This window comes from Coleofasciculus sp. G2-EDA-02 (genome assembly GCF_040226375.1).
In the GTDB taxonomy this organism is placed as follows: Bacteria; Cyanobacteriota; Cyanobacteriia; order Cyanobacteriales; family Coleofasciculaceae; genus Coleofasciculus.
In genome coordinates, this window is sequence record NZ_JAVKEW010000058.1 from 1 (window position 1) to 15942 (window position 15942).

The 15942-nt window shown below is 46.1% G+C and carries 10 protein-coding genes and 1 pseudogene; 3 read left to right on the plus strand and 8 right to left on the minus strand.

Annotated features, from left to right (window positions below; all coding sequences use genetic code 11):
- From RLO19_RS05725 to RLO19_RS05740, 4 genes and pseudogenes are all read right to left on the minus strand, one after another.
- Positions 1-681: pseudogene (locus RLO19_RS05725) on the minus strand (hypothetical protein); the annotation flags it as partial.
- Positions 681-1598, minus strand: coding sequence for a hypothetical protein (locus tag RLO19_RS05730; RefSeq protein WP_446354626.1), 918 nt, complete (start codon positions 1596-1598; stop codon positions 681-683). The pseudogene RLO19_RS05725 and the gene RLO19_RS05730, both read right to left, overlap by 1 nt.
- A gap of 531 nt (positions 1599-2129) precedes the next feature.
- Positions 2130-3146, minus strand: a complete 1017-nt coding sequence (locus RLO19_RS05735; RefSeq protein ID WP_446354628.1) for a 2-hydroxyacid dehydrogenase — start codon at positions 3144-3146, stop codon at positions 2130-2132.
- Positions 3147-3420: 274 nt separating this feature from the next.
- The gene (locus RLO19_RS05740) at positions 3421-5532 is read right to left on the minus strand and encodes an amylo-alpha-1,6-glucosidase (RefSeq protein WP_446354703.1); all 2112 of its coding nucleotides are present in this window, start codon (positions 5530-5532) and stop codon (positions 3421-3423) included.
- A 343-nt stretch (positions 5533-5875) separates the two neighbouring features.
- Between RLO19_RS05740 and RLO19_RS05745 the strand changes: the two genes are divergently transcribed.
- The 3 genes from RLO19_RS05745 (at position 5876) to RLO19_RS05755 (ending at position 7745) form a co-directional block, all read left to right on the plus strand.
- Positions 5876-6469 carry a peroxiredoxin gene (locus RLO19_RS05745; protein ID WP_446337396.1) on the plus strand — a complete coding sequence of 198 codons (594 nt, stop codon included), beginning with the start codon at positions 5876-5878 and terminating at the stop codon, positions 6467-6469.
- Between the two features lie 288 nt (positions 6470-6757).
- On the plus strand, positions 6758-7294 hold the full coding sequence (locus RLO19_RS05750) for a peroxiredoxin family protein (protein WP_446354630.1): 537 nt from the start codon (positions 6758-6760) through the stop codon (positions 7292-7294).
- 211 nt (positions 7295-7505) lie between these two features.
- Entirely contained in the window at positions 7506-7745 is a 240-nt protein-coding gene (locus RLO19_RS05755) for a hypothetical protein (RefSeq protein WP_446354631.1), read from the plus strand.
- Here the strand turns inward: RLO19_RS05755 and RLO19_RS05760 are convergent.
- The 4 genes from RLO19_RS05760 to RLO19_RS05775 all read right to left on the minus strand — a co-directional run bounded on the left by RLO19_RS05760 (position 7698) and on the right by RLO19_RS05775 (position 15808).
- A complete protein-coding gene (locus tag RLO19_RS05760; RefSeq protein ID WP_446354633.1) occupies positions 7698-8027 on the minus strand; it encodes a hypothetical protein in 330 nt (109 codons plus the stop codon). The genes RLO19_RS05755 and RLO19_RS05760 overlap by 48 nt on opposite strands.
- 57 nt (positions 8028-8084) lie before the next feature.
- Positions 8085-12404 (minus strand): GAF domain-containing protein, encoded by a 4320-nt coding sequence (locus RLO19_RS05765; protein ID WP_446354635.1) that lies wholly within the window; start codon positions 12402-12404, stop codon positions 8085-8087.
- A gap of 811 nt (positions 12405-13215) precedes the next feature.
- Entirely contained in the window at positions 13216-14265 is a 1050-nt protein-coding gene (locus RLO19_RS05770) for a DnaJ C-terminal domain-containing protein (protein ID WP_446354637.1), read from the minus strand.
- 370 nt (positions 14266-14635) lie between these two features.
- Positions 14636-15808 (minus strand): RRXRR domain-containing protein, encoded by a 1173-nt coding sequence (locus tag RLO19_RS05775; RefSeq protein WP_446354638.1) that lies wholly within the window; start codon positions 15806-15808, stop codon positions 14636-14638.
- Positions 15809-15942 lie beyond the last annotated feature (134 nt).

Genomic DNA, 15942 nt, shown 5'->3' on the forward strand with positions numbered 1-15942 from the left:
CAAGTTATCGGTTTCTTGGGTAAGGTTATCAGTTAAACCCGCCCCTACAGATTGATCAAACTGGGCGGGTTTAGTCAAGTTATCGGTTTCTTGGGTAAGGTTATCAGTTAAACCCGCCCCTACAGATTGATCAAACCGGGCGGGTTTAGTCAAGTTATCGGTTTCTTGGGTAAGGTTATCAGTTAAACCCGCCCCTACAGATTGGCTCCTCGGCTCCTCGGCTCCCTCATCCCCAGTCATATTGGGTAAAGGGTCTAAGGGCGATTCCATCCGAGCCGGTTCAATTGAGCCAAAGTCCTCACGGCTATGGGATTGTGCAATACTTTCGGACAGGGTATTATCTTCCGCTTCCCTCTTCTTGTAGGAGAGGCGTCGGGAGAGGTGGGGAGGGGTCTGACCCCGGATTAATTGACCAACAGCTTCCTGGGAAGCATTGACATCTTCCCGTTGCCAGTCTCCTTTTTCCCGTTCCTGGGACAATTCATCGGCTTTCGCTCCTGGAATGATGCCAATTATCCCAATTAGAATCACCAGCAACCCTACAGAAATCGAGGAAAACCATCCTTTACCTGAAACCCTGTGATCATCGATACCTTTAAGTAACGAAAAATAAAGCCTGAATCTCAGTCTTTTGGGTTGACTCGCGTCCTCCCAACGGTTCTGATATTGAGTATTTTTCATCACTGCTCCTCCCCGTAAGCCGGTGTCACCGCAAAGTTCATTCGCGCCATCCCCCCCGGTGAAAGTCGCACCAAGCGAGATTGACTATTCCCTTCGATGAAATAGAGATTCGGCGCAAGGCTGTATCCGGGCAAACTGCTCAAATCCAGAGTCCCACTGCGATTACCGGCGATAACGTTAGCCAATGAAAACAAGCCATTGGCATCTGTAGTAATCCGGTTACCATCATCCATGTAAATCACTGCATTGGGAACTCCCGGTTCTCCCGGTTGCTGTTCGCCATCAAAGTTTTTATCCACGAACACCCGCCCCACGACTGTGCCGCAATCGGATAAAATTCCCGGTCGAATCCGCATCAAAAAGCTGGCAATATTACTGCGTCGTTCCTGGGCGACATTTCGACCATCCCCCCGAATCGCATCCGGTGTGATTACGGCAGCATAGATAACATTGAGGGTTTGATTGGGTTCTAAGCGGGGATAGGTAAACTCGACATTTCGTTCATTACGCTCTGCTGGAGGTAATGTCACAGGTTCTGTGTTGGTGCCTGTTGTAATCGAACCTTGCAACGACTCCGGCAAAAATCGCACGCCCAAGGGCAATCTGTCCGCCAGCACAATACTACTGGCGGCGGATTGACCGGTGTTTCTCAGGGCGAGGCGATAAACAACCGTATCTCCGGGTTCAGCCGCTGCCCTATCTGCTGTTTTAATTAGCTCTAGAGCCGCCTGACCCGCCACCAAGGAGGTTTGATTAGAGTTAACAATACCTGTACCTGGTAAATTATCACCGGACGCCGAAGCTTGATTCCTAATTTCTTGGGCGGTGACCGATGAAGTTCCCGTGAAAAATAATGTAGCAATAAGCGTGCTTATAAGCCAATCATAGCTTCCTAACGTTGCCGTTAAAGATTTCATCAGAAAGTATTGCCCCAAAAGGGAGTTAGATTGTTCAACAGGAATTAAACTCGTTTGTCAGTCAGTTTATGGACAAACGTTTACTCTGGACGTTGAGTTTGATTAACTGTTTTTATTTTTCCACAAAAAAACAATTGCTGTGCTGTACATTAGCACAAAAAATGTTTATATTTTTCCATCTTTTGCTCCCGATTTAACTGGGTGATTTAATTAGTTGCCCTATGTTCCCTGATGCGAACTAATCACTTTAGCCTTAACATCAATCTTTTGCTAGTCATGGTCAACTCCCCAAAATAGTTATATTAACCCATGGGATCTGACCTGACAAGCCATTTTCTTTAAAATTTACTTCATAAACTTTTGATGGCTCAAGGAACAGAAAATAGGGTAAAGGGAAGTTAGGAGTGCGTATAGCAGGTGCTAACACTATGTTATACAGTAGCCATGAGTCAGCCCTATTATACTCTTACTTTATTGTATTACATCAACTTGGAAACGACTGTAGAGGAAAATTTTCCTGTCCTCGGTTAATTAAGATTTAGTTGCAACAACCCGCTGGGCGCTCACTTGATTATCACAAGGGCGACCTGATTCAATATCTGTAATGTTCGATAATGTTGTCTGGGCAATATTTTGTAAAGCATCTTCAGTAAAAAATGCTTGATGACCTGTAATCAAAACGTTTGGGAATGTTAATAGCCGTTGAAAAACATCATCTTCAATCACTTCTGTAGACAAATCTTCAAAGAATAAATTGGATTCTTGTTCGTAAACATCTAAACCCAGATAGCCAATTTTCCGAGACTTGAGCGCATCAATAACGGCTCGCGTATCAATCAGTGCGCCGCGACTGGTGTTGATCAGCATAACGCCCGGTTTCATTTGCGTCAACGATTGAGCATTGATCAGGTGATGGGTTTGAGGGGTTAAGGGACAATGCAGGGAGATAATATCTGAAGTCGCGAAGAGTTCTGGGAGATCGACATATTTGACCCCCAATGCTTCACAATCAGGATTTGTATACAAGTCATAGGTCAATAATTGACACCCAAATCCCTGCAAAATCTTGGCAACTAGGAAACCAATTTTGCCCGTACCGACAATCCCTACCGTTCGCCCATGTAAATCAAATCCTATGAATCCATCGAGGGAAAAATTTCCTTCTCGCACTCGGTTATAAGCGCGATGAATTTTACGGTTAAGGGTTAAAATGAGTCCGACGGTATGTTCAGCGACAGCATAAGGTGAATAGGCTGGAACTCGCACCACAGTTATGCCTAAATCAGCCGCCGCATTTAAATCGATATGGTTGAACCCCGCAGAACGTGTGGCAATCAGCTTTGTCCCCTGTTCTGCAAGCAGTCGCAAGGTTATTTTATCAAGCTGATCATTGATAAACACGCATACCGCCGGAAACCCTGCTGCTAATGCTGTGGTTTCCTGAGTCAGGCGGGGTTCAAAAAACACTAGGTCATGATTATAATTCGCGTTGGCAGTTTCTAGAAAATTTCGGTCGTAGGATTTGGTATTGAAAACAGCGACTTTCATGGTTGTTTATTGTTTGATATAAAGTAAAAAAAAACAGTTAATTAATTACGGCAAATCTATATTATAATATAATTATGACGATATCCACCGTTAACTTTTATTTTGCATTGATATGCCGTAGGGTGGGCATTGCCCACCAGCCTTTTATCAGTGGGGTTAGGGCGGGTTTTGTTGTTCAGTTAATGGGAACAAAGTGAATGAAGTCCCTAAACCCGCCCCGACAAATGACAAATGATAAATAACAAATGACGAGCCTCGCCATTAACATTAATTTTTACCACTTATTTCCCTGTTCCCTAAAGCAACGGATTAATTCTGCCACAGACCAAGCTTGAGCGATCGCGCCTTGGGGGAGATGGGGTTTGTCTCCATCGAAAATCTCGGAAATAGACCCCAGACAAGCTTGGTGCTGTAGATGATCCAGTAAAGGTTTCCAGTCAAAGGGAAGGGGTTCTGTGGGGTAGAAGCGTTTCCACGCCCGACTAAACGATCCAATCAACCAACTCCAAACCGTTCCCTGGTGATAAGCACTATCCCGATGCCAGCGATCGCCACCATAATAACCAATATACTCAGGGTCAGCCGGGTCAAGACTTCGCAAACCGTAGGGAGTTAACAAGCGATCGCGTGCTACTTGTAACACCTGTCGCCCCTGATTCGACTCAAAACCACAATGATACAGAGACAGCGCCACTACCGCATTGGGGCGAATTTGGGTATTGCGGTGATCATCGGGTTCTATGGTGTCATAGAAGTATTTTTGCTCTGGATTCCAAAACTTTTGCAACGAAGTTTTCACCTGTTGTGCTTGCTTGAGATAATGTTGATTCTGGTGTAACAAACGCACCCGATCCTTAACCGCACCCGTCGCCATTTTTTCAGTCCATTTAGCAATCCAACACAACGCCGAATACCAAAGCGCATTAATTTCAATCGCTTTTCCCTGACGGGGTGTAATCGGTTGACCATCCAGCACCACATCCATCCACGTAATCGCCACATCGGGCGCTTCCCAGGTTAAGAGTCCATCCACCGCGTCAACTTGAATATTGTAACGGGTGCCTGCGGTATAAGCTTTGTAGATTTTTCGGACTGTTGGATATTGCTGAATCAAAAAATCCCAATCTTGGGTAATTTCCAAATACAATCCCAAGGTTTCCAGCCACCACAGAGACGCATCAATACTGTTATAAATCGGTTCACTCTCCACATCGGGAAAGGTATTTGGAATTAAACCATCACGACAATAACTACCAAAGGTTTGGAGTAATCCCTTTGCCAAACTAAAACGCCCTGTAGCTAATGTCAATCCGGGCAAAGCGATCAGTGTATCCCGCCCCCAATCATTAAACCAGGGATAGCCAGCCATCACCGTTGGACTACTAATGGAGGCGCACCAGGCAATAAATTGATCCCCAGCTTTGAGTAACTGACGCCAAATCGTCTCCCACTCTTGGTGCGATCTCATCACAGATGGATATCTAATTTCATCGTCCCCAGCTCCCTCAGCTCCCCCAGCTCCCCCAGCTCCCCCAGCTCCCCCAGCTCCCCTCGCTATAGCCACTAACTGATTTTGTCTGTCTTGTTCCCCTTGCACCGCCGCCTCAAACACTTGAGCATTTAACTGGAGCTCTGCCGTATCTTGAGGACATCCCACCCGCGCTTCCAGCGTAACGGTTGCGCCCGGTTCTAGAGAAATAGTAAGATAACCAGGACTATACAGATCTTCGCGATCGCCTAACCCACGTTGATTTTCTTCAGGATAGTAATAATTCCGATACCACAATTCATCGGGTTGATACTCGCCTGCACTCCACCCCAACTGCCAAGGCGTACCCACTTGACTCGGACGCATGGCTTGCAGGTAAAGGCATTGATGTCCGACTAATTGCGAGAATTGTAAATTTTCTTGCTCAAATTGCTGGTGGTGAAAGTCGCGATCGGCAATTAGGGGTCGTAGCCTTAATGTTGCCACATCACTACCTTGATAGGAATACTGAATCAGAATCCGGTGATGAAATTGGCGGGTTTGCTCATCCTCAACTAACCCGTAAGGCATAACCAGTTGGCGCGTCAATTGCCACTGCTGATGTCCCCAAACCCACTGAGGAACAGGATCGGTTTCAAAGGAGCGCAGAAATTGATATCCTACCGGATCAATCGTCTTACCCCCATTCCAGAAATTGGTTGAAAGCGCCCAAATCTTGCCAGATACCTCCAGACTAGTATCCAGATGAGAGAATAACAACGTCCGACGCCTAGGCGGATCGAGTGCCGCAATCAACCAGCCGTGATACGTGCGAGTGCGAGCATCGCAAACTGTACCACTGGCAAAACTGCCTAATCCATTCGTAAGCAGCCATTCCCGCCGATCCAAATAATTCACCACAACTTTTTTCTCCCAATAGCACCCAACCCGTTGTCGCAGAACCTTCCGCGTCGCTTCTACAAGGCTGATCAAGCCAAGAAACCCAACAATGTTGCTTAAAATAGCCTAGTTTAGCGGATATCGGTGGATTGTGAGACGGCACTTGCCTGTCTAAAATACCTCGACTTCATAATTCATCCTTCTGCCGTCGTGCTTTCTCAAAATCGTTATGACTATGATATAGTCGTAACAGTTCGTAAACAATTTGTGTTTATTGACGGCGGTAAAGTTGTCAAAACTTTACCGCCCACGATCACCTATGGCGAACGTATACACCAAAGCATTCAAGGAGGATAATTTCATGGAAGGATGTCTGCGAGTTGGTCAACCGGCTCCTGACTTCAGTGCGACGGCGGTTGTCGATCAAGAATTTAAGACCATCAAGCTGTCTGACTACCGGGGTCAATATGTAGTCATATTCTTCTATCCGCTAGACTTCACCTTTGTCTGTCCCACAGAGATTACAGCATTTAGCGATCGCTTTAGTGAATTTAAAGAAGTTGGCACTCAGGTTCTCGGTATCTCCGTGGACAGTGAATTCTCTCACCTAGCTTGGATTCAAACCGATCGCAAGAGTGGTGGTGTGGGTGATCTGAATTATCCTCTGGTATCTGATATCAAGAAAGAAATCAGCACCGCTTACAACGTCCTTGACCCAGATGCAGGTGTAGCTCTGCGAGGATTATTTATTATCGACAAAGATGGCATTATCCAGCATTCGACCATCAACAACCTCTCTTTCGGTCGGAATGTAGACGAAGTGTTGCGGACTCTGAAAGCGACTCAATACGTTCAGGCGCATCCAGATGAAGTTTGCCCTCAAGGTTGGCAACCCGGAGACAAAACCATGGTTCCCGATCCCGTTAAGTCCAAGGTTTACTTCTCAGCCGTTTAACAGATTGAGTTCTGGACTTTCTGTTTTTAGGAATTAGAAAGTACCCAACGTGGCATCGGCGAATGAGACGGGAAATCCCGAAAACGAATAAGACCGTCCTTGTTTAGCTAAGTTGGAAACCCCAAATAAGAGCGAAGCAAGTTGGGGTACTTCACCGCTTACCCACCTATCTGGTATGGGCGCACGCCCCGTGCGCCCTTTGCCGTTATAGCTTCCGTCGTAACGGTTAGGACTTTCTTTAACGGCTACCTTTTGCGATAAAATAAGTTGTTGGATCAGGTGAAGCCAATGCTAACATCAACTGACTTTAGGGGTTTATTTAACGAGCGTTTTCTGCGTAATTTTTTTCCCATCCCGGCTACTAATCCGTTGAGATTAGGACAATTGACTCCAGATTTTGAACTACCGGACATCACAAATAATCGCCAGGTGAGATTATCGAGTTACCGAGAACAGCAACCTGTTCTACTGGCGTTTACCCGCATTTTTACCGAAAAGCAATATTGCCCCCTTTGCTATCCTCATATTCAGGCGATGAATGAGCAATACGAGCAATTTACCCAGAAGGGGGTAGAGGTGTTAATGATAACGAGTACTGATCCTCAGCAAAGCAAAACAGTGGTCAAGGATTTAGGATTAAAAATACCCCTGTTGAGTGATCCGAGTTGTCGCACCTTTCAAACCTATCAAGTTGGTCAAGCACTGGGAGCGCCTTTACCTGCTCAGTTTCTAGTCGATAACCAAGGTAAACTCCGCTTTAAACATTTGTTTTCATTCTTATCTCCAAATGCGGAGATGGAGAAGGTGATCTCGCTCCTTGATTAGTTGCTCGTCCTCTGGGTTCTGTGTTATTACGAGCGATGAAATAGACGAGCAACTGTTGCTAACGATAAATAGAAAATTTTGCGCCAAGTCATTGAATTCAATTCAACAGAATCAGGTTAGGATTCCTATCCATAATCTTAAATTTGGATAGAGTTTTTTAGCGATATTACTGAATCAGATTGCTGCCTACTATACCAGAGGAGTCTACCAAATGGAAGATACAATCAAGGTTCAAACTATTGATAAAAATAACTGGAGTACCGTATTGCAGGGATTCCAACCCAATCAGGTTAGGCAGGTTTGGCAAGTCCTTGCTTTTGATGGAACAATCCTGGGTACTATCTGTGAATCGGTAGAGGATAAATACTACCTCAACGGTCATCCCGAATTGGACTATCCATCTCTACAAGTAGCGGCGAGAGTCCTGATTGAAAATCAAGCGTCTTTGTAAATACCCTTCTACCCTTTCATACCAAGTTGCATTCAAAGATATAACTTTCTCTCCCCCTGCCTCCCCTGCTTCCCCTGCTTCCCCTGTCTCCCCTGCTTCCCCTGCTTCCCCTGCTTCCCCTGCTTCCCCTGCTTCCCCTGCTTCCCCTGCTTCCCCTGCTTCCCCTGCTTCCCCTGCTTCCCCTGCTTCCCCTGCTTCCCCTGCCTCCCCTGCCTCCCCTGCCTCCCCTGCCTCCCCTGCCTCCCCTGCTTCCCCTGCTTCCCCTGCTTCCAGACGCGCCATGGCGCGTCTCTACATTGCTTCCCCTGCTTTTCTACTATGTTTGAGCCCAACTCGGTATCAACCCTTACCCAGATGTTGACGCACTGGAATCTGAACCACAAACTCTGTTCCCTGTCCTAACTTACTCTGACACAAAAGCCGACCGTTATGTTTTTCAACTACAATTTGATAGCTAATCGATAATCCTAAACCTGTCCCCGTCCCCACCGGTTTAGTCGTAAAGAAAGGATGAAATAGCTGTTGCTTAACCTCCTCCGTCATTCCGGGACCATTATCGATAATTCGGATCGCCACCGCTTGGTTATCTAAGAGTTCAGTCTGCACTCGAATTGTACTAGGATTGGCTTTAATATCATCCAATGACCGATTTTTATTTTGCTCATCAATGGCATCAATGGCATTGACTAGCAAATTCATAAACACTTGATTCATTTGTCCCGCGTAACATTCAACCTGCGGCAGATTACCGTATTCTTGAATCACCTGAATACCCGGATTATCACCCCGTGCTTTGAGTCGGTTTCGCAGAATCATCAGGGTACTATTAATGCCCTCATGAATATCTACGGCTTTCATATCGGCTTCAGCGATACGGGAAAAATTTCGCAGGGAGTAGACAATTTCACAAATCCGCTCCGCTCCAACTTTCATGGAATCCAGAAGTTTGGGCAAGTCTTCGACTAAAAATTCCAGATCGATGGCTTCCATTTCTGACTGGATTTCTGGCGTGAGTTGGGGATATTGCTGTTGATAGAGTTCGATTAAACCTAAAAGATCGGTGGCATAGTCACTGGCGTGGACTAAATTACCATAAATAAAGTTAACTGGATTATTGATTTCATGGGCAACTCCCGCGACTAACTGTCCTAAGCTGGACATTTTTTCACTTTGCACCAACTGCGCTTGGGTTTTCTGGAGTTGGGAGAGGGTTTGCTCAAGCTGTTGGGCGTGGGTTAAGGCTTTGGCTTGTGCCCTGCGACTTTTTTCATAGAGTTCCGCTTGTTGGAGTGCGATCGCTAATTGATCGGCGATGGTACACATTAACTCTACCTCGGCGTTTTGCCAATCGTAGGTTCGATTATCCATCATCAGTCCTAAGGCGCCCCAAACTGAGTTACCACAGTGCAGGGGAACTAACAACCACGCCCCAGGAAACTGTTGCGCGACGGCTGTATTGGTTGTGTCTGCCAAACAGCGGGTATCGTTGATCCGCACCACTTCTAAGCCTTTGAGTCGTTCAGCCAAGGGATTATTTTCATCGGGAATTTCTACACCCAAGACTTTGGGCAAACATTCATCGCGACACGACTCCGCTACATTTACCCAGAGTTGGCGTTCGGGAATATACTGGATAATTTGAGCGCGATCCACTTGCAAAAGGCTCTCAATTTCTTGGGTAGCGGTAGAAAAAATCGTTTCTAAGTCGAGTGAGCAACGAATCGCGTGAGTTAGGTGATTGATCGCTTGTTCTCGTTTGAGGTGATACTGAGCCTGATGGTACAGTTGACTTTGACCGATCGCGATCGCGACTTGGTCGGCAATGGCGGCGATTAATTCTACCTCTGAGTTTTCCCAGGAGTCGGGATGACTGGTTTTACCTAAGGCTAAACTCCCTAATATCTGAGAATTGAAGTGCAAGGGAACCCATAACCAAGCTCCCGGCAAGTCTTCAGCTAAGCCTTGGCTAAATGTACTCCTATCCTCCCTAATAATTTCTAATTGCTTGAGCCGTTCAGCTAGGGGATGATCTTGATCCGGAATTTCCAGTCCCAGATTACTGCGATCCTCTGGAGAGCGGCGATATTCTGCCACGGATAACCAGCACTGGCTCTCTGGCAAATATTGTACAATTTGGGCAAGATCAACGGGTAATAGTTCGCCAATCTCGCGGACGGTTGTCTCAAAAACTGTGGTTAAGTCCAATGAACAGCGGATGGCTTGAGTGACTTGATTAAGGACTCGCTCTCGCCAGAACAGAGATTTTGCCTGTTCGTACAGTTGGCTTTGTTGAATGGCAATAGCAACCTGAGAAGCTAACCCGTCGAGTAAGTCAATTTCAAAGGATTGCCATTTCCGGGGTGCATTACAGTGATGGGCAATCAGCAGTCCCCACAAGCGCGTTGGGCTTTGAGTTGGTGTTGAGACATTGAGTTGGGATTGTGGGATGGGTAGTAGTTTTTCACTGTGGACAATTGGCACAACCAGGTTAGCCCGTACCTGGTATTTGGCGAGTAAGTTAATATAACACTGGCTCAGATTAGCCCCATAGATATCATCCAGGGTTCTCACGCGACCTTGTTGGTAGAGTGAGAGGTAGTTTTTTTCAAAACAGGGGTCATAAATCTGGTTGCCTAAAATTGAACACCAGCGTGAATCTACGGATTCGACAACCACCTTGCCACTCCAGTCGGGATTGAAGCGCAAAATAATCACCCGATGCGTTTGCAGAACCTGGCGTACTTCCGCCACGGTGCGTTCGAGAATGTCCTCTAAGTTCAGCGACTGACGAATGCGTTGAGTAATTGCGCTGATTAACTGCTCTCGCTGAACCTGTTGTCGCAACGTGGCTTCTGCTTGCTGGCGTTGGTGGATTTCGGTTTGAGCTTGCTGATAGAGTTCCGATTGTTGAATGGCAACTGCCGTATGAGTGGAAAGATTTTGCAGCAACTCAATTTCCCACGGTTGCCATTTGCGGGGGGTTTGGCACTGTTGAGCCACAAGTAATCCCCACAAGCGTTCCTCATGGACAATCGGGATAACCAGGTTTGCTCTCACTTGGAATTGAGCGAGTAATTCAATATGACAGTCGGTTAACCCAGCATTATAGATATCTTCGACGGATTGGACGCGCCCTTTTTGGTACAGATGGATATAGTCTTCGGCAAAGTAGCGATCATTGATCACAGTTCCGGAAATGGGTTTCCACTGAGAGCCCACGGATTCAACCTCTACCACACCACTTCCATCTTCATAGAGGCGAAAGACAAGTACGCGATCGCACGCCAAAATCTGCCGCACTTCGGCGACGGTGGTATTGAGAATTTCGTCTAAGTCTAAGGAATAGTGAATCCGTTGCGCGATCGCACCAATTAACCGCTCTCGCAGATATTGCTGTTGCACGGCTGTTTCGGTTTGTTTGCGATCGGTAATATCGATGCAAGATCCGATATAGCCTAAAAACTGACCACTGGGGGTAAATCGTGGCGTTCCTGTATTTAAAATCCAGCGATAGTCTCCATCTGCTCGTCGTAGGCGATATTCCATCCGAAACCCTTGACGAGCATTAAACGCCTCCTGATACGTCTCTAAGCTTGACTTGTCATCGGAATGCACCCCCTCAGCCCAACCATTACCCAATTCTTGCTCCAGACTACGTCCGGTAAATTTTAACCAGCCTTGATTAAAAAACGTACATAACCCATCTGTACCGGACATCCATAACAGCACAGGGGCGCTATCTGCCATGGTGCGGAATCGGGCTTCACTCTCTTGGAGAATGTCTTGGGTGTATTGGTTATCACTCAGTTGTTCCATAGTCGGAACGGCTACTCCATCCGCCAACTGATCAGCTTTTGGTTGCCATTTGTCTTCAATAGACTGGCGATTGATATCACGCAAACGATAAAGTATTGTCCCTTCCTGGATAGAAACCTGCTTGACATTAACGACTAAAGTATGAGGTTTGCCTGTCTTATCGGTAATTTCTAGCTCAATATTACCAACCTTCCCTGTAGCCGCTAAAGCTTGCCAATTCAAGGGCAGGTTGCCCAGCAGTTTAGTAATATTACCCAGAGCGCGGACTTCAGATAAAGAATAGCCAAAAATAGAGGTGATCTGAGGACAAATATAGGTAAAATTACCCTTGTCATTGGTGATTAAAACAGCTTCATTATTATTGCTCAGAGGAGTTGGGAGCAATGCTTGTGACTTAGCCGTCGTCATATCTTCACACACGAGACTAATGATCGAATTCGAGGCGGTTATCGGCAGCAAACGGGTTCTTGCCTTAACCCAAACAATCCTGCCATCTTTACCAATCAACCGAGTTTCCCAGTGATGAATTTCAGTGGGATGTTTACTTAGATTACTCAATAAAGCTTGATACTGGCATTGGCTGTCTTGATCGAAAAGCCGATGAATTGGCTTTTGCACTAATTCCCAAAAATCATACCCCAAGTATGCTGCACCGAACTGACTTACATCCAAAATCACCCCATCAAAATTCAGGGTGAAATAAATGCATGGAAGGGTCTCATACAATATCCGCATCCATTTTAGTTGCTCCGGACTATTGCCTGTCCATGATAATTTTTCAGGCTGATAGTTTTTTCTGGCACTGTTCATCCATTGGGACTTTTTCAAATCGAACTTTTTCATAAGTTGACTCATGCCAATTCGATGATAAATTGAGGCATTTTCTCGATCATAACCCTCAAGTTATTATTTATTTTTCGGATTTAGAGGAATGACTGTAAAAAATAGTTAAACTTGATGGGAGTTTAAAACAAGGGTCAGCCTCATTCGCTCACGTCAAATTCTGGGCTAGCGTTGAATCAAATTTCCCCCTGTTTTCACAGAAGCTGTGGTGAGGCGATTGTTCTAATCTGGCTATCGCTCGCCATTTATCTCTACTCTTTTTCCCAGATGTACTGAACTTGGTTGTTATATCATGTCAAACTTTGCCAATAAAAAAAACACGGCTTGTTTCCGTCTCTCCCAACTCCTGCGTCTGTCCTTGATTCACAGGTTCAATTGGACATGATATGACAACACATGCAGTTTTTGAGCTATCTAATCATAAGCTAATATAAATTTCCCACTATTGTGACTGAATCCACGAATAAGTTTAAAAAACGTTATAAATCCGTTACTTATTTTGATTTACTATCGGGTTAAGTTTATTTATCTTTACAAAAAAAACAATAGGATGCACCCTGCATCCCTGTACCCTAAAACTCTGCATTACCCATGTCTTTCTTCAGATTCCCTGGGGGGACTCCGGAGATGAGGGAGATGATGTGTTCCAGACGTAGAATGCTACATCTGGAACACTCAGGGCGAGTTTAGCCGCATCTTTTGTGAGGTAAAAATAGTGAAAAGAGCCCCTACACAACAGAGGCGTCATGCCCTTGAAGGTAATGAAGGATCGCAACTCAAAACTCACAACTCAAAACTCTCCCAGCACCCTCTAAAGACTTACCTGAGACAAATAGCTGCGGGGATCAAAATGACGGCTTGCCCGGATTTTTTCATAGTACTCTCGCTCAACTGGTGTGATATCTTTTGGTGTAGCAATGATAATCCGCACCAGTTGGTCACCGCGTCCACCTTTAGGTTGAGTCCAGCCTTTACCGCGCAAACGTAAAGATTGACCCGAACGAATCCCGGCTGGCACATTAACACTGACCTTCCCATCAGGAGTCGGCACCTCAATAGTGGCACCCAATACTGCCTCATCGGGCATCACTGGCACTTCACACAGAAGGTTATCGCCCTCGAACTGGAAGAAGGCATGAGGTTTTAAGTCTACAATCAAGTACAAATCACCGCGTTGCTGGTTGTATTGGCTCACTTGACCCTTGCCTCGAACACGAACACGACTCCCTGGTTTAGCACCGGGCGGAATCCGCACTTCGATGACTTCACTGCCCAAATTAATTCGTTTTTGCGTACCCTGGAAAGCATCAGACCAGCTCAACGTAATTGTTGCTTCCCGATCAGTCCCAGCTGCTGCTTTGCCATTTTCATAGCCAGAGAAATCGTTAAAGCCACCAAAGCCACTGGTAAAGTCATTATTAAAACCCGAACCCGTTGCTCCGCCCGGAGTAGAACGATAGGTGTACGTCCGACGAGTTCCCGTACTTCCTGGCGTACCTGTAGCGGCTGTATTAAAGCGCCCTAGAAGTTCGTTAATAAACTCGTCAAAACTACCGTATTGACCAAAATCAAAATTACCGAAATCAACATTGGCACCCCCGGCTCCAGGATACCCACCAACTCCTGCTTGCTTCCAGTACTGACCAAACTGATCGTATTTCTTGCGTTTTTCGGGGTCAGACAAGACTTCGTAGGCTTCGTTAACTTCTTTAAATCGAGCCTCAGCTTGTTTGTCACCCGGGTTCATGTCTGGGTGGTACTTCCGCGCCAGACGTCGAAAACTCTTTTTAATTTCATCCGCACTAGCCGTCTTGCTAACTCCCAGGACGGCATAGTAGTCTTTATAGTCAGTTGCAGCCATGAAGGGTTTCTCCTCTACTCCAAGGATTTAATCGATAAACTGGGCGAATAGTTCTCTACCTCAAAGCTAGAGTAACAAACCTCAGCCTGGGTTTAAGTTCGGATCTTTCTCACTCACGCGATCGCAATTTCCACACCTGAAGCCTCAAATAGAGAAGCTATGGCATTTTTCCCCATCATGCCACTTTCTCTAAACCGTTGCTACCCACATTAGTTGTGGATAGTAGCTAATCTAAAAATTAGCTCAGCTTTGGCTGACTCAACGAGTGTGGATTTCCCGCTATCCAGTTAAGGGAATATAGTTGTAGGGGCGGGCGCGAGTCACATCAGGGCGGGACGCCGGAAGAATGGAGGCGTCCAATCCCTTCCCTTTAAGCCGAGCATAATTTGCATGAGCGCTTAAGCAATTTGATTTTATTGGGGGAGAATTGCCCCATTCTTTTCCAGTTATGGTCATAGACTGATACATTTTTCGACTTGGCTGTTTCGGTATGTCCGCCCACCCAACCCCTGTACACTTTCCCCGCCTTTTCAGCTTGAACAAAGTCACCCCTACGGAAACCAAAGGGCGTGATTGTTCCACCCTTGCGCTTACGGTATTGGTTGGGGTTGGGTTTGTTACTATCTGGGTTTTCAAAATGAAGCTGACGCCTATAAACATTAGGTTTAGCTACTACCTTGAATGGAGCAGGTGTTATTGCAGCTTCCCCTTCCCAATAGCCTCCTTGTGCATTGCTCGAATGCCAATCTTTCCACTTAATAAAATGACTGGCGGCAAGCGCTACACCGTCGTTACTATGCGTTTGTTCACAAGCTTTTGACTTGTTAGCTTTGTCTTTTTCCAGCTTTAGCCATTGTCTGAGATTAGATGTTTGCCAACCCAATTGAGTGGTAGTAGGAGCAATTTTTTCTAACCATTCCAGCATGACTTTTTGCCCGACCATTGCGGGACTAAAACCCTTGTCACCACGAGCTTTGATGTACTCGTAGACGATGTTGGATATAGGGAATAATCGACGAGCTTCTCTGACTACCCTTAGCTCTAGCTGCCTGTTCGCTCTGATGCTAGGAGGTAGAGACCGTCCATGTTTGGTCTCTACTTGCCTGCGATTATCAAACCGTTTGGCTCGATGACACCGTTGGTCATAAGGCAGTTTGCGGTTGATTCGTCGTCCACGTCTAGCTCTCCTAAGTATCCGCCTTGCTGTCATCTTTTTTGTGACATTGGGGAACGGCAGAATTAAATGCAGCTTGAGCAGGGTCGCTTTAGAACTTTGAACCCCAACACCGCTAAACAGTTTGCCAGGGTCTATACCAATAACCACGTCTTGAGTGTCGTACCCAGACGGTTCATTGATCAGTTGAATCGCAAAAACATTCAGGTCATTGGGATAGATTCTTGCCAAACCTCTCCCAAGCCAACGTCTGGCTCTTGAGGGTTTTGTGGGCATCAGTGGACGCCCATCCGGTGAAATTACTGGCACTCGTTTTACAGTGAGCGAAGCGTTCGACTGAGCGCTCACGCCGAAGTCCGAACTGTGCATTTTGGAGATAATCCAATGAATGTGACTAGTTCCTTACCGCCATTTCTAGAAAGATGTCCCCTCTTAAGGCGACCCAATCAGAGGTCTTGCAGTATTTCCGAACTAGGAAAACATCCGGAGGTGCGTACCATCTA

Coding starts and splice junctions, on each gene's coding strand:
- RLO19_RS05730 (WP_446354626.1), bottom strand. CDS start 1,598: ATGAAATCTTTAACGGCAACGTTAGGAAGCTATGATTGGCTTATAAGC.
- RLO19_RS05735 (WP_446354628.1), bottom strand. CDS start 3,146: ATGAAAGTCGCTGTTTTCAATACCAAATCCTACGACCGAAATTTTCTA.
- RLO19_RS05745 (WP_446337396.1), top strand. CDS start 5,876: ATGGAAGGATGTCTGCGAGTTGGTCAACCGGCTCCTGACTTCAGTGCG.
- RLO19_RS05750 (WP_446354630.1), top strand. CDS start 6,758: ATGCTAACATCAACTGACTTTAGGGGTTTATTTAACGAGCGTTTTCTG.
- RLO19_RS05755 (WP_446354631.1), top strand. CDS start 7,506: ATGGAAGATACAATCAAGGTTCAAACTATTGATAAAAATAACTGGAGT.
- RLO19_RS05760 (WP_446354633.1), bottom strand. CDS start 8,027: ATGGCGCGTCTGGAAGCAGGGGAAGCAGGGGAAGCAGGGGAGGCAGGG.
- RLO19_RS05765 (WP_446354635.1), bottom strand. CDS start 12,404: ATGAAAAAGTTCGATTTGAAAAAGTCCCAATGGATGAACAGTGCCAGA.
- RLO19_RS05770 (WP_446354637.1), bottom strand. CDS start 14,265: ATGGCTGCAACTGACTATAAAGACTACTATGCCGTCCTGGGAGTTAGC.
- RLO19_RS05775 (WP_446354638.1), bottom strand. CDS start 15,808: ATGCACAGTTCGGACTTCGGCGTGAGCGCTCAGTCGAACGCTTCGCTC.